The following is a 14,938-nucleotide window of genomic DNA, read 5'->3' on the forward strand; positions in this document are numbered from 1 at the left end:
CCCGCCTGTCCGTCCTGTCCGGCTATCCGGACAGGACGTTCATCGGTGTCCGGGCCGCCGCCGGGTCCAACGTCGGCCCCTGCGGGATCAGGCGCAGGATGCTCGCGGGCACCGGCGTGACGTCCGAGGCGTCGTAGCCGAGCTTGGCGAGCACCTCCGCCGACGGCACCGGGTAGCGCACCCCCTGGTCGCTGATCAACGACAGGGAGGAGGTCGCCGCGCTGACCTGGCCCTCGCCGGGCAGCAGCCCGGCGATCACCGCGCCTCCCGGCGGCAGCAGAACCTGGTCGAACCGCTCCTGGTTGCCCGCGCTCGGCGGGGTCGGCATCGCGACGTCGCTGCCGATCGTCACCTTCGCCACGAGCGAGCCCGTCTGCGTGTTCGGGTAGGTCAGACAGAGCGGCGCCGAACCGGGCGGGCTGACCACCTCGGGCATGGTCGCCGGCAGGCTGTCGTCCAGCACCTTCTGCTTCGACGGCGAGGCGTTGGCCGACGCGGCGTCGATGGTGATCGGCAGCGCCGGGCGCGATCCGTACGCCTTCTTGCTGTCGGGGTCCTCCAGCAGCAGCCTGGCCTGCACGGAGGTGATGGGCGCCAGCCCGTCGGAGAGCAGCACGTACCAGCGGGCGGACGTGCCGGGGACCGCCGGGACCGTGAAGACCTGCCCGACCACCGCCGTGACCTTCCCGCCGGCGCGCACCTTCCTGCCGAGGCCGATCACCTTGGGACCGCTGAAGTCATGCCCGGCCGGCAGGGCGTTCAGCCAGGCCGGCGGCACCTTCCTGGGGCGTGCGCCGAGCGCCCGCACGCCGTTCTCGTCCACCCGCATGCGGCGATCGGCCCAGATCAGCCAGTTCTGCCGCCCGTCACTGACCACCATCGCGTCCGTGCCGACCGGATTCCCGCCGACGTCCGTCCCCGCGACCAAGGTGGTGTGCGACTTGCTCTCGCCGAGTTTGTCGGGCCCGTCATGAACGCACACGGACCAGGGCTTCTTGACCAGCTTCTCCCGCTCGGGCAGCGAGTCGGGGGCCCCTTCGATCCCGATGAGCGGCCCGCGGGCGAACTCGGCCAGCGAGGCCGCGCTCACGCTGCGCGTGCGGACCTCCCCGGCGTCCAGCACGAGCCGTGCGGACACGTAGTTGGCCACCGGCAGCAGCCGCCGTTGCTGCGCGCTGTAGACGTAGGTGGCCCCGCTCTCCTCCTCGACCAGCAATTGTCCCGGTTCGGTCAGCTTGGTGGCGTTCCCGGGTGAGACCAGCCCCCAGATGCCGAACACGGCCAGGACCAGCACGCCGACCAGGATGCCGCCGAACGTGCCCACGTTCTGGCGGCGCATGGGGGACTCCGGGACGTCCGGCTCGGCCTGCAGCAGCGCCATGCCCAGCCGCTGCTGCATCAGCCGATGAGCCTGATAGAGGTCCTTGTTGGTCTGCATGTCCCCTCATCGCGTCAGGCGTCCTGTGGGCACCTCGCCCCAAATATCCCAGTTCTCCCTCCTGTTTCGCACCCCATCCGCCCGTGCTCGTGGATTAACGTGAGGCCGTGCGACCAGGGGGCGACTTCGAGGAGCGGCTGTGGGCGGCTCATGAGGCAGGTCAGAGCGCTCTGTGCCTGAGCCTGCTGCGCGACGCGGACTTCGCGTTGCCGATCACGGCGGCCGCCGCCGCGGGCGACGAGCCGGTCGCGTGGGCGACCGCCGAGGGGCCGGATCGGACCTGGATGCTCGCGTACACCTCGGTCGAGGCGATGCGCGTGGCGAGCGGCGGCGTGGCGGCGCACTGCCGGGTGACCTCCCTGGTGGAGCTGGCGGCGGGCTGGCCGGACCCGAGGTGGGGGCTGGCGATCAATCCCGGCCTGCCGGTCGGCTTCATGCTGGAGCCCGGCACGGTGGCCCGGCTGGCCGTGCCCACCCTCGCCCAGGATCTCCTCCTCGACCCGGAGTCGGGGGTGCCGGTCGTGCAGAAGCCGCTGAGCCCCGCCGACGTCCACGACCTGCTGGCCGGAGGCGAGCCGAGGGTCTCCGGCTACTGCCACCACGCGCTCGACGTCGCGCACATCGCCACGCCCGTCGTGCTGGCCGAGGCGCTGGGCCGGCCCGAGATGATCACCGGCGACGGCTCACTGAACCTGCTGCGCTGGCGCCCGGTGGGGCTGGACCTCTACCGCACCCCGTACGGCGGGATCTCCGAGGAGGGCCGGGACGCGGTGGCGGGCTGGGTGGTCGAGGAGCCGCCGTTCGTCGGCATGGGCCTGGTGCCCAACGTCGACCAGGTCATCCGCGAATACCGGATCCACGGCGTCGGGCTGCCGCACGGCGCCGAGATCTGGGAGCTCACCCTGGCGGGGACCGAGCACCGGCGCGCGATCTACCACGGTGACCTGCGGCGCTGGCTGCTGATCCAGGGCCGGGCGCGATGACCTGGCACTTCTACCGGGCCCGCTGGCAGGGGACCGACTATGTGGCCAGCCCCGAGCCGCACGCGCTGGAGCTGTGGATCCGGCTGCGCAGCGCCGAGCCGCGCGAGGGGTTCGAGGAGGTGGAACCCGGCTGCCACGTACGCCCGGTGCCCGCGCGGGAGTGCGAGGCGATTCACTTCGTGGTCACGGTCTGCCGGTGGCGTGGTGAGCCGTTCCAGGTGCATGCCGAGCGCGACGGTGAGCTGCTGCTGGAGTACACCGGCGGGTCCGTGCTGACCGCGGCGGAGCTGGGCCTCGACCGGATCGAGCGCGGCGTCCACCGCCGCTGGGTGCCGCGCGCCGAGGCCGGCGAAATACGGGAACACGCAGTGCTCGTGGAGGGCTTTTCCTAGACCGCCTCTTGTTACATGATGTTCATGTGGCAGAAACTTACCCAAATGGCGCATAGCGTCCCGTGTGGCGGGTGTGCGCAGGGGTTTGTCGGGGGGTGTCATGGACTCAGCTAGTCAGTCGGTCGCGGGGATGCAGGCTTACGCGGAGGAGCTGCGCGCGACGTTCACGCGGCTACGGGACGAAGGCGCGGAGCTCCACGCGCGGGCCAAGGCACTGCAGGTGACCGAGAAGTCGTATGACGGCCTGGTCTCGGTGACCGTCGGCTCACGGGGCGAGCTCGTCCGGCTCGACCTCGACCCGCGCATCTTCCGCCGCCCCGACTCCCGGCACCTGGCCGACTCCATCGTGGAGACCGCCGGCCGGGCGGGGGAGCGCGTCCGTGAGCGGATCATCGAGCTCTTCGCACCGCTGATCCCCCAGGACCAGCTCAGGGCGCACCTGGACGGCGACATCGACGAGGTCTTCGACCTGCTCGCCGGTGAGAAGGGAGACGAGGGATGAACCCCTGGAACGAGTCGGTGCTCATCAAGTCGGTGGCCGACCAGGGCATCTCGCAATGGGCCACCATGGCCGGCGACCTGGAACAGGACTGCCCCCAGCTGACCGCCGAAGTCCTGCGCTGTCTGGAGGCCGCGCCCTGGGGCGATCAGGCCGAAGGGCAGGCGTTCCGGGCCGCCCACCTGGGCGACGGTGGGCCGACGAACATGGTCAGCCAGTGCAAGCGGCTTGCCAAGGACATCGCCGAGCTCGGTGACGGGATGCGCGCCTCCGTGGACAACGTCGTCGGCGCGCACACCGCCAATGCCCAGGACTGGGCAGCGACGGGACGGACGTTCCAGGCTTGAGGCGATCGACGGGCTCTGAACGGAAGCCCCAGTGACGACCGGCGGCGGCACGATCGACACCCAAGGCTCGGGCGGCCAGCCGACCGAGCAGGCCGTCGTGCGCATCGACCGGGACACGCTCCCCGTCTGGGAGACCGAGGCGCTGCCCGAGTGGGTGGTCAACTGGCTGATCCCGATGCTGTCGGCCGGCCAGAAGTGGCCCGCCGCCAGCGAGAGCGGGCTGTCCGCGCTCGCGCAGGCGTACGAGAACCTGGCGAAGGGTGTCGCCGGCTACGACGCGCCCGCGGGCACCGCCGCCCGCACCATCGCGGCCGGCATGTCGGCGCCCGCCACGGCGAACTTCATCACCAGAGCAAGACTCCTGTACGGCCACGAATCGGGCTTGGCGGGTGTCCGGGGGAACGCCGGCAGTTACTCCTCCCAGGTGAGCAACTTCGCGGTCGAGACGCAGTACTCCAAGATCTCCATCAACGTGGCCTTCTGGATCACGGTCATCGCCATCGCGATCGCCCTCTACGTCGCCTTCTTCACCGCGGGCTCGGCCACCCCGCTCATCGGCCCGTACGCGGCGGCGGGCCGCGCGGCCATCAGCCGTCTGCTCGCCAGACTCGCGGCAGCGGGCGGGCGGCCCGCCGTGGCCAGTCATCTGACCAGGGTGGCCGCCATGACCGGCCCCACCGGCCCCGCCGCCCTCACCAGGCTGATCGCCAGCCCCATCGGCAGGGAACTCGTCGAGGAGATCGGCGAGGAAGGCGCCATCGACGGCATCTCCCAGTACCTGCAGATGAACAAGGGCACCCGCACGGAGTGGGACTGGAACAAGACCAGCGCGGCGGCGGTGGGCGCGGGCACCGGCGCCGTCGTCGGCATGCGGCTGGCCGGACCCGTCTCCAGCGTCACCCGGCACGTCCCCGGCTTCACGGGGCGCGCGCTCAGCACCGGACTCAACAACGCCATCGCCTCGCCCGTCGGCAGCTTCGTCGCCAACGGTGTCGTTTATGACCAGTGGCAGAACCCGTTCACCGCCGACTCCATGACCGGCGGGTTCCTCGGCGGTGTCGGCCGGACCGGCAGCATCAGCCCGTTCAACCCCGACGTCCTGTCGGCGCTGACCCACCCGACCAGCGCCCTGGCCTCCGCGTACGACGCCGCCGCGCAGGCGGACGCGGCGCGCACGGCGGCCGGCCCGCCCCCCGCCGGCGGCCCCACGCCGGACAGCTCCTCACCGAGCGGTCCACCTTCGACCACCGGCCCCACCCCGAGCGCCCCCACCCCGAGCGCCCCCACCCCGGGTACGTCCACCCCGGGCGCTTCAACCCCGCAGGGCGCCGGGACCACCGCCGCCACCCGTACGTCCGGGCCCGGCGCCCCTGACACGGCCGACCAAGGCACGCGCGCATCGTCCGCGGCCGATCAGCAGTCGCGACAGCCGGGCGACGCCTCCGGCGGCAGAACGGCGACCCGCCAGGCGCCCACCGCCGACGACTCCACCACGCCGCCCGGCGACCGGGACGAGGACCGGACCCCGACCACCGCCCCGACCCCGGACTCGGCCCCGGACCCCCAGCGCTCCCCCCGCACCACCGCCGCGGACGGCCCCACCCCCGAGCAGACCCAGGCAGCCGACCTGGCACAGCCATCCGCCGACGAGCGGTCCGGCGACGTACAGTCCGCAGACCAGCGATCCGGTGATCAGCGGTCCGCAGAAGCGCAGTCCACAGACGCGCAGGCAACTGACCCGCAGTCTGCGGACACGCAGTCCAGTGACCCGCAGTCCGCTGACCAGGAGTCCGCAGACTCGCGGTCCGGTGATCAGACGGCTGGTGATCAGGGGCCGTCCGCGGCGGGGCAGGCGGCTGCTGAGCCGGGACCTGTCCAGGGTGACCCTGCCACCGACCCTGGCGCGGACACCTCCGAGCGGCGGCCCGCGGCGACCGCGACAAGTCTCGCCGACAACGCGCCACCCCATGCCGTCAGGGCGCACACCGCACTCGTCGAGGCATTGGGGACCAGCTTCCCGAACATGACCGCCAACCGGGACGGAGACCTGGTCGTGCCGCGCAACGGCGGCGACCTCGTCGTGTCCGCCGCGACCGTGCGCGGCATCCAGGCGACCCTGAACCGGAGCGCCGAGAACGTCACCGACCTGTCACGACTGCGCGCGGAAGCGACACTGCTGCTGGTCCAGGCCGTCGGCAGGGTGGTGAAAGGCCAGAGCGCCCCCGACGGCGACCAGGACACGAGCAGGCCGGGGACGGTCACGTCGCGCCCGCTGCGGGGCACCAGGTTCGTGACCGGCGGCCGGCCGCCCGGCACGACCCTCACCCCCGACGAGATCCGGGCCGGAATCACCACCCTGAAGGCCGGCGATTTCCTTCAGGAGAACGTGCGGAGCTTGACCTGGTCGAGCGACGGCTCCACGCTCCGCGTACAGATCGGCGCCGACAACGTCCAGTACTTCCGGCCGGTGGTCGGCCGCCTGGCCCGCACCCTGATGGCGAAGACCGATATCCGGGCGGGCACCACAGAGGACACCGCGCACGTCGTTCGTTTCGCGCCCGGCATGGCCGCGGACCAGGTGGCCAGGGTCTGGCTGCACGAGATCACCGACACCCTGCAGCGGCAGGCGTCGCCCAGGAAGCGGCGGACGCTGCGCCGGCTGCTGACCGACTGGCGGCGACGGGGGACCCAGGACGAGTGCCTTCCGGCCCGGCTCAACGAGCACGCGTTCCTCAGCGAGCAGTGGAAGCAGGCGACGACTCTCCCCGAGAAGCGCCTGCTCGCGGTGGACATCGACGGGGTGGCACGTGACATCGCCTTGCGCGGTCACCCGGAGCCGTCGCCGCCGTGGGCGCCGCCCCAGGCCGAACGGCCACCCCACGCGCCGCCCCTGACGGACGGCATCCCCTCCCGGCTGCAGATGGAGGAGGCCGTCGACGCCTTCACCGGCACCGAAGAGAGGCTGCGGAAGGAGATCGCCACCCTCGAGCAGCGAGCCGAAGAGGCGGCCGCCACGGCACAGCAGTTCTCGAAGGGCGCGCGAAGGGCCTACAGGCAGCGCGACGCGGGCAGGTACGAACGCGCACGCACGGCCCGCAAGGAGGTGCGGCGTCAGCAGGCCACGCAGAAGCGGCACGAGCGGATCGCCGACGCGTACCGGACCGCGCTCGGCCAGGCGGAGGAAGCGCGGAAGTCCTACGAAGAGGCGCTGCGGCCCGGGGCGACCCAGCTGCAGCTGGCGCTGCGCGCCCGGGTGGAGCACCAGCTCTTCCTGCACCTGCTGTCGAAGGCGCTGCCGGACGAGGCCAGCCTGTCCGACGCGATGCCCGCCGGCCGGTTCGCCCACCTGACCCGGCTCACCGACACCGTCAACGAACTCCTGCGGGACAACGGCATCGACCACCGGTACACCACTGACGGACTCCAGAAAGCCATGCGTCAGGACTTCCAGCGGATCATCTCCCCGGAAGGCGGAGTGCTGCGCGTCGGCAGCAGCCGGTCGGCGGCGGAGTTGCGCATCCGGCTCACCGTCGGCGACCTCGTCGAGGTGCTCGACCTCGAGACCGAGGCCTCGGAGATGATGGTGGGCCTGTTCGCCCTGGGCGGCAGGACCGTCGGGGCGACCAAGACGGGCAGCGTCGGCCTGGCGCCCCCCATCAACACCGCGGCCCTGGCGGCCCATCTGCCCGAGGACCATCCGGCGCGCATGATCCTCGAAATGGTGAATGTCAGGATCTCTCCCAACGTGAGCCGGGGCGCCTCCATGACCGGTGCGGCGGCGAGCTTCGCCCAGATGGGGGCGGTCGTCGACAACCGGTCGGGTTCATCGGTGGTCGACGGCTCGGCCGCTTATAAGGTACAGATCCGTACCTCGTACAAGGAGGGCTGGAAGGGCACGGTCACGGTCGACTCCGGCGAGCCCGGTGACAGCGCGAGCCAGCGGATGTGGGTCTCGCATCCCTACCTCGACCCGCCTGCCCGGGACGTCATCACGATCGATGCGGACAAGCGTGACCCGGCCATGCCCAACGTGACGCCCAGCGGCATGACCGGCCTGGAGGAAGCGCTCGACGCCGCGATGAAGGAGCTGGGCGGCGAGTACGCCAGAATCGGCAGCGTCGCCCACCACCAGCTGCGCACGATCATCACCGAAGAGTTGCAGGTCAAGCTCCGCCAGGCGGTCAACACCGGATATCAGGGCGTCATCACCGTCAACGGCCGGCAGGACGCCACCGTGGAGGTCAAGAGCGAGCTCGTCGAGGTGCCCCGCAGCAAAATGGTGGGAGGCGCGAGCGACGCCGTGTGGGAGGAAGAGGTCCTCGTCGACTTCGCCGCGGTGAACGGCAACGCGTCGTACACCCGGTCGCGAGGGATCACCGGCTCGGTCGGGCCGGCGATCCCGGACCTGACGGACGTAGAGCTCCCCGGCTCCGATGGGGAGTACGCGCCGACGTTCGGACCACGCGGCAACCTCGGCAGGGGAGTGGCCCGCTCGGATTCCTCGACCGCCAACGCACAGGCGATCTACCCGAACGTGCTCCGCAAGACGGGACACAGGCAGGGGTACGAAGTCCGCCTCGTCCACACGATCACCGTGCGGAAGACCGGAAAGCCACCGGTCACCCTGGCCCCGGTCCACGGCACCGCCCTGGTCAGCATGCTGGAATCGGCGGCCTTCCGGCTGGGTCTGCCGGTCAGCCGCGAGGCCCTCGTGTACAGGTTCGGCAAGGTAGTAAGGGGGCCTGACGGGGTCCCCCGGCTGCGTGGCACCGTCGGGCCCAGGTGGCCCAAGGGACGTAGGGCCGCGCCGCCGGACTGGCTCGGCGACGGCCCAGGGCAGATGCGCGGCGCGGGCCCGGCCATGGTCGAGTCGATCACCAACCTGGACGACGCGGCCAAGAAGGTCCTGAAGAAACTCGGCGAGCTCGGCATCGTGCCGAAGATCGACGGCGAGGTCCTCACCTACGCCAACAACAAGCACACGTACTCGAGCAACGATATCGAGTCCGTCAGCCAGGCCCTCAACCTGATCGAGGTCGTCGAGCAGCTGACCGAACAGCGCATCCTGGCCGCCTACGACACCGTGGCGCAGGACGGCATCTACGTCGATCTGGTACATCACCAGCTCAACCACGCACCAGAGCTCTACACGCTGCACATTCAGCTGAAGCAGAACTTCGACACCATCGGCAACATCAGGGTGGTCGACTCGGAGGCGCAGGTCGGGCTGCCCATCGGCTCGGACACCAGGGGCCAGGCGACCAGCTGGTCCAGGACGTACAGTGCCGGAGTTTCGCTCGGCATGGGCGACTCTCCTGGTCCCGGGCAGGACGGCCAGAAACACGACATCGGTGCGAACCTCGGCGTGGGGAGCACGGAAACCATCGGCTCCAGCACCGGTAACACGGGGAACGTGGTCGGGCTCGGAGAGACCGCCGGACTCGTCGCGAAGATGGACGTCGAGCACAAGCTGATCTTCGACCTGCTGCACCAGGGCGAGCGGACTGAGCTGTCCGTCTCCGGCGGGCAGGTCACGCTGGGATTCTCCGCCGACCTGCTGCCCGCTGAGCATCCGCAGAACGCGTCCGTGGGGAGCCTGCCCGACATGGTGGCGAACCAAGCGACCCTGCTGCACATGGACACGCCGGACATGCTGGCCGCCGCGGAGCGGGTGCTGCCACGGACGATGGGCAGCGAGCAGGACCAGGACGCCGCGGGGGAGGACTCGCAAGAAGGGGAGCAGGAGGACCTGAAAGAAGGGGAGCAGGCCCCGTTCCACCACTGGGCGAACTTCGTAAGCTCGCGCAGCCTCGTCGCCCACGCGGGGGAATGGCGGGAGGGGCGGTACCAGGACGAGTTGGGCGTCCAGCCCCAGAAGGGGGGCACGCAGTCGTCGCTGTCCGTGACGGGCGCCTTCGGCGAGGCGGAGGTCATCGGCGCGGTCCACTACGTGTCCGGGCGGATCAAGTTCGGGCTCACCAGCGCCGGCATCTCCTGGGGCGGTTCCTCGAACACGTCCGCGGGCGCGTCCGTCGGCGCAGCCGGCGTGAACGACGGTGGTACGACGAATGACGGGGGGAAAATCGACCTGCCCAGCCGCACCAGTGGCACCGGCGCATCCAGGTCGCAGCTCGACATCGCGGGCAACGAGGACCTGTCGATCGGGACGGGCATCCACTACTTCCTGACCGCCAAGGTGAACTTCCAGCTGACCGGCTCGGAGAGCGTCGCGGTCCCGGGAACGGCCGCCGGCCGGACCCCCGCCGGGGAGACGCTGCACACCACCAGCCAGGGCATGAGCCTGATGTCGATCCCCGAGTACGACGCCCTACAGCTGTACGCCCAGGGCGAATTCGCCCTTCCCCTGCACCTGGTGGCCGATGCGGTGGAGCGCTTCGCCAACGGCAGCCTGTCCCTCGATACGATGCTGGCCACTCCGCTGATCCAGCGCTACCTCAAGGAGGTCGCCAAGGCCCGCGCCGCCGGCCAGGACGTGGGTCTCGCCGACCGGCACACCCCACGGACCCTGCTCCGCGCCGTCCGGCAGATCGCCGATCTCGGCAAGCCTGACCGCACCCGGCGGGAGCCCGTGGAGCGGCTCAACCGGGCGTTGAGCCGAGCGGCCGAGCTCAACGAGCGGGCCAGCGACGTCGTGCTGGCCCCGTCGCTGGTGAACTCGATGGGCACGAGCACGGTCGAGTCGTTCGTCCTGACCGACGAACAAGGCGACGAGGTCACCCTGCTGGACGCGGTGCTGGACGCGGTGGCCCAGGACGACTCCGAAGCGCCGGTCCACGACCCGACCTTCCTCAAGCAGCTGAGCGTCGACTTCGCGGGCGATCGTAGCCACATCCATGTCGGCGACATGTGGAGCCGTCGCGGTCTCGAAAGAAGCTACAAAGTGCTGACCTCGGAGGAGACCGGACAGACCGAGAAGGTCACCGTCAGGGTGAGACTGGTCCCCCTGAAGGACGTCGCCCCCGACCGCGCGAAACTGATCGGCCGCACCGGCGATGCCGGAATCATCAAGCAGCGGTATGTGTACTACGACCTGACCGAGACGGAGAGTTACAACGGCTCCTACGCCGTCGGGGTGAGCGGCAACACCGAGGACAACGGCGATGCCAGCGGCCTCAGCGTGGGGACAGACCGTACCCGCTCCTTCTCCGGCAGCCGCAACCAGCAGGACGTCACGCTGCAGCGGGTGGCGTTGTTCCGGGGGATCGAGCAGGTCGAGCAGGTGATGGTCCCGGTCATCGAGGTGGAGCGTCCCCATCCGCGCACGGGCAAGGTGACTGTCCGTAACGCCACGACCGACAAGCCGGAGCTGCGCGCGACGCTGGTGCGCCGGATCCCCGCCGGCATGTCCAGGCCCGCCCACCTCGGGCCCATCACCCCTTCCTCGGTCAACGACCCCCGGCGCGCGGAGGTGCACGCCGGCCACTTCGTCGAGTCCCTCTTCTTCGATCGGGACAAGCCCACGCTGTACGAAGTCGTCTCCGGGCAGCTGACCAAGATGCTCGGCCCGAAGACGATGGCGGAGAAGGGCGCCGAGGTGGTCGCGCGGTTGTCCGATTCATCCCTGCTCGCCCGCTTCGACCGGATGGCCAGCCCGGGCGGCGCCGTGATGGTTCCGGTGGCGGTGCCGGGCGTCCGTGACCAGGGCCTGAACGTCTCCGTCGAGGCCCACCTGAGCGACCTCGAGGTCGTCGGCGGTCCGTACCAGGCCGAGAAGGGGGAGATCGACAGAAGGGCGGACAACAGGAGCGTCAGCGTGAGCCGCGGTCGGCTGGGCCCCCTGACCGTGGGCATGAACGGCGCCGACAACGCGTCCGGGGTCGGCGTCGGGATGTCAATCGGAGAGCAGGCGTCGGAGAGCATGTCCGACAGCGGCGGAAGCCGCAAGGAGCGCACCAAGAACGAGAAGAGCGCGAAGACCTACACCGTCCGCTTCCGGGTGGACTACGACGTGACCTACCAGCGCATGGCCCGCCGGCCGGGCCGTCTGGAGCGAGCCGTCGGCGATCCGCTCTTCCGGGGGAACGCCGCCTCCGGCGAGGTCTACCTCACCCTGTTCGAGGATGAGCTCGCGGAGCTGCGCGAACGGATGGAACATGGCGTACGGCTCGGCGCGGCGCGCCCGGTGACCGCCACGTTCACCACCACCTCCACCCGCACCGGCCTGATCCAGCGGCTCACGGACGCGCGCCTGGAGGCACGCGAGCGCGGGGAAGCGGCCTCGGTGGCGGTCTGGGAGCCGGACGGCGTGCACCGCTTCAGCGCCTTCCCCGACGGCACCGTACACAGCGAAACCGCCGACGGCGGGTTCGCTGAGGCGTTCAGCACGCTCGCCCCCGAGGTGCTGGCCATCGCCGAGGAGGAAGACCTCGACCTGCGCCTGATCTTCATGACCTCCGAGGTGCCCGGCACCTTCACCCAGCAGGTCCTGGAGGAACTGCGGACGCGGAACGTCGCCGCCGCCGAGGCGCCGAAGGGTGAGTGGCCGTACGCCCAGGGAACACCGCACCCGACCGCGGGCACAAGTGCCGGCCAGGGCGTCTCCGTCGGAGCCATGGCGAGCAATTCATCGGCTCTGCCCGGCACGCCGTACGACGTGCCGGGCCGGCCGGAACAGGCCGCGAAACTGTCCATGGCCGAGGTCCTCGGCCAGGACCTGACGGCGGCCGACTTCGGCGGTGCCGGAATCACGGCCGCCTGGGCGGGGGACCGCCGTACGCTGCTCATGCGGTCGCCGACCATGCCCGTCGCGCACGTCAAAGTGCTGCTGACCGATCCCGGCGAGGGCCTGATGGGCCGATCCCATCAGCGCGCGGGCACTGCGGACGACCCGCACATCATGGTCCTTTCCCCAGACCTGCCTCCGCTCCTGGTGTCGTCGGTGATGGTGCACGAGATCACCCACCTCGGCCAGGAGCAGGCGGCGGCGACGGCCGGCCGGCCTCAGGGCATGGTCAGGACCGCACTGCCGTCCGCCGCGACCGAGGGCACCGACAACTGCCTGCTGCCGCGCTTCAACGAGCACGCCCACCTGTCCCGCAAGTGGCAAGCGGCCACCGACCCGGCCGTCCGCCGCTACCTCGCCGCCGCCATCGACGCCATCGCGGCCGACATCACCCGACGCGGCCACACCCCGCCCGCCTCCCCCCAGGACCTGGGCCGCGTAGCACCCCCGAAGCCCCGCAACAGGATCGAAGCCCTGATCAACTGGGGCACCCCATCGGCGCCGGGCTCGTCCCCACCCGTGGGTGCTCCGGGCTCGCCTGCGTTCGGTGGCTCGTCGGCGGTGCCGATGTCGGCGGCCGAGCTGCCCGTGACGGCCGCGATGCACGCGATCGAGCGCGGCGCCCTGCTCGCCGGCGCCCAGGTCCGCCGCCCCGGCCCCGGCCTCCTCGACCTGGTGGTGCCCGGCCATCCGCCCATCCCGGTCGAGGTACGGTCCCCACAGGGCCACGCCGGGCCGCCCGCGCTCGTGGACGGCGTCCTGGTCTTCCAGATAGCCCCCCACGCCACCATCGGTGCGACCGAGCGGGCCGCGGCGGCCGCCGCCGCCGACGCGGTGTCCCGCGCCCTCGGCACCTCCCAGCCGGACCTCCCGGCGGTCGCCGCACTCGCCGAAGCCGTACGCCAGGTCCGTACGGCCACTCCCACCCAACGGCCGGCGCGGGTCACCTCCCTGCTCGACCTCGCCGTACGACCGGACATCGTTCACCTGCTCACGCCCGAGCTGGCCGGCGAGCTGACCGCCGAGCTGCAGCACGCGAAGTCGCGTCTCACGTACGAACACCGGCAGCTCCTGCGCCTGCTCACCAACGGGACCGGGTGGCACCTGCCCGAGGAGTGCCCGGAGGACGGCCCCTGCCTCTGCGGCCGCCGTACCGAACACTCCGCCGCCAGGGCATGATCGAACCTGAGGGATGCGGTCTGGCGCGGGCCGGACCGCCGGGCTGCGAGACTGGGGAATGGACGAGAGGATGAGCGATGGCCTTCGCGGTGGCGCGCACCAGGGATGAAGCGCACCTCTACCTGGACCTGCACCCCTGCAAGACGTGCGGGTCGGTGGAGACGGACTGGGACACCGGTCTCACCACGGTCGAGGGCGAGCTGGTCAACCGGTACGCCGGTGCCTGCGGCGAGTGTGAAGAGCCGCGCGAATACCTCTTCGGCCTCCCGGAGCACCCGGTGACGCCCCAGGGCTATCCCACCTTCGGCGGCGACGAGCCCTCCCAGCTGCTGGACGCCGGCGAATGGCTCTGGGTGGCCGACCTGACCGCCGGCAACGTGCCGGCACACGACCCGGACGAGGCGCACCACGCGCTGGCCGTCGCCGCCGCGGCCGTCGAGGAGATCATCAAGTTCATCCCACCGGGCCAGGACGAGACACCCGCCGACGCGTTCTGGTCAGATCGCGGCCACGAGATGCGCACGGCCGAACCCGGCAGGTTCCAGCTCGACCGCCTGATGATCGTCAGAGACACCTACCGGGAGCTGGCGGCCCACCATGCCTGACCACCCGGGCCCAGCGCTCCCACCCGCCCGCACCCTGGTCGAGGCCTTCCTCTACCTGGAGCTGAACCACACCCCCGACACGCAGAGCCGTGCCCCGCATGACCCTGACGATGACGACCCGGTCAGCGTGAGCCGGCAGGCGGTGCTCTCCGAGGAGGAGGACGCCTGGCGCGTACGCCTCGGAGAGGTCGACGTCCTCGTGCCCTATGCCTCGCAAGACGCGGCCAGGAACGAGGACCTCACCTTCGGCCCGGGCCTCTCCGAGCTGATCGACCCAGGACAGTGGGCGCTCGTCGCCGTCACCTACGCGAACCGCGCGCTGGAAGAGGCCTTCCTCTTCGCCGCCGACTCCTCCGACGATGCCCAGTACGAGAGCGTCGCGGCCGGCTGGCGGTTCGCCGCGGACGCCGTGGCCGAAGCCCTGAAGTTCCTCCCCGACGACGCGGACGAACTCCCTGCTGAGGAGTTCTGGACGGAAATGGGCCGATCGGCCCGCGAGGACGAACCGCAACGCTTCACCCGCGCCGCCCTGGAGCGGGACCTCGCCTACTACCGCCAGAGCCTGACGGACTTCTACCGCCTCCACGCCGAATAACCAGACCCAGAATTCACGGGTTCCAGGCTGCGGGGTGACTTCGTCGATGGCGGACGGACCCATGTGACACCGGTACGACCGGCGAAGCGGACGCGTCAGGGTGGCGCGCCCAGGCCCGTCCATGCCACACTCACTGTTATAGAACTCTCTGAAGAGT

At 70.9% G+C, this 14,938-nt stretch carries 8 protein-coding genes; 7 read left to right on the forward strand and 1 reads right to left on the reverse strand.

The genetic code is table 11. From position 1 onward, the window contains the following. Nucleotides 1–22: 22 nt before the first annotated feature. Nucleotides 23–1,438 (reverse strand): type VII secretion protein EccB, encoded by a 1,416-nt coding sequence (gene eccB, locus ACTMTF_RS19040; RefSeq protein WP_441111884.1) that lies wholly within the window; start codon nt 1,436–1,438, stop codon nt 23–25. Nucleotides 1,439–1,545: 107 nt separating this feature from the next. Between eccB and ACTMTF_RS19045 the strand changes: the two genes are divergently transcribed. The 7 genes from ACTMTF_RS19045 to ACTMTF_RS19075 all read left to right on the forward strand — a co-directional run bounded on the left by ACTMTF_RS19045 (nt 1,546) and on the right by ACTMTF_RS19075 (nt 14,781). Beyond that, a complete protein-coding gene (locus ACTMTF_RS19045) occupies nt 1,546–2,421 on the forward strand; it encodes an SseB family protein (protein ID WP_441111885.1) in 876 nt (291 codons plus the stop codon). Beyond that, nucleotides 2,418–2,813: a hypothetical protein gene (locus ACTMTF_RS19050; protein WP_441111886.1), complete on the forward strand. Its 396-nt coding sequence runs from the start codon at nt 2,418–2,420 to the stop codon at nt 2,811–2,813. Before ACTMTF_RS19045 ends, ACTMTF_RS19050 begins: the two co-directional genes overlap by 4 nt. A 100-nt stretch (nt 2,814–2,913) precedes the next feature. Further along, nucleotides 2,914–3,315 carry a YbaB/EbfC family nucleoid-associated protein gene (locus tag ACTMTF_RS19055; protein ID WP_441111887.1) on the forward strand — a complete coding sequence of 134 codons (402 nt, stop codon included), beginning with the start codon at nt 2,914–2,916 and terminating at the stop codon, nt 3,313–3,315. Further along, nucleotides 3,312–3,659: a hypothetical protein gene (locus ACTMTF_RS19060; protein ID WP_397008282.1), complete on the forward strand. Its 348-nt coding sequence runs from the start codon at nt 3,312–3,314 to the stop codon at nt 3,657–3,659. Before ACTMTF_RS19055 ends, ACTMTF_RS19060 begins: the two co-directional genes overlap by 4 nt. Before the next feature lie 31 nt (nt 3,660–3,690). Then, nucleotides 3,691–13,581 carry a hypothetical protein gene (locus tag ACTMTF_RS19065; protein ID WP_441111888.1) on the forward strand — a complete coding sequence of 3,297 codons (9,891 nt, stop codon included), beginning with the start codon at nt 3,691–3,693 and terminating at the stop codon, nt 13,579–13,581. A 77-nt stretch (nt 13,582–13,658) separates the two neighbouring features. Continuing rightward, nucleotides 13,659–14,186 (forward strand): hypothetical protein, encoded by a 528-nt coding sequence (locus tag ACTMTF_RS19070; RefSeq protein ID WP_441111889.1) that lies wholly within the window; start codon nt 13,659–13,661, stop codon nt 14,184–14,186. Continuing rightward, the gene (locus ACTMTF_RS19075) at nt 14,179–14,781 is read left to right on the forward strand and encodes a hypothetical protein (protein WP_441111890.1); all 603 of its coding nucleotides are present in this window, start codon (nt 14,179–14,181) and stop codon (nt 14,779–14,781) included. Before ACTMTF_RS19070 ends, ACTMTF_RS19075 begins: the two co-directional genes overlap by 8 nt. Nucleotides 14,782–14,938: the final 157 nt, after the last annotated feature.

Source organism: Nonomuraea sp. ZG12 (assembly GCF_052068115.1).
Classification (GTDB): domain Bacteria; phylum Actinomycetota; class Actinomycetes; order Streptosporangiales; family Streptosporangiaceae; genus Nonomuraea.

What these genes read in the sequence shown, in the direction of transcription:
- ACTMTF_RS19075 (WP_441111890.1), top strand. Translation starts at nt 14,179, where the DNA reads ATGCCTGACCACCCGGGCCCAGCGCTCCCACCCGCCCGCACCCTGGTC.
- ACTMTF_RS19060 (WP_397008282.1), top strand. Translation starts at nt 3,312, where the DNA reads ATGAACCCCTGGAACGAGTCGGTGCTCATCAAGTCGGTGGCCGACCAG.
- ACTMTF_RS19070 (WP_441111889.1), top strand. Translation starts at nt 13,659, where the DNA reads ATGGCCTTCGCGGTGGCGCGCACCAGGGATGAAGCGCACCTCTACCTG.
- ACTMTF_RS19055 (WP_441111887.1), top strand. Translation starts at nt 2,914, where the DNA reads ATGGACTCAGCTAGTCAGTCGGTCGCGGGGATGCAGGCTTACGCGGAG.
- ACTMTF_RS19050 (WP_441111886.1), top strand. Translation starts at nt 2,418, where the DNA reads ATGACCTGGCACTTCTACCGGGCCCGCTGGCAGGGGACCGACTATGTG.
- eccB (WP_441111884.1), bottom strand. Translation starts at nt 1,438, where the DNA reads ATGCAGACCAACAAGGACCTCTATCAGGCTCATCGGCTGATGCAGCAG.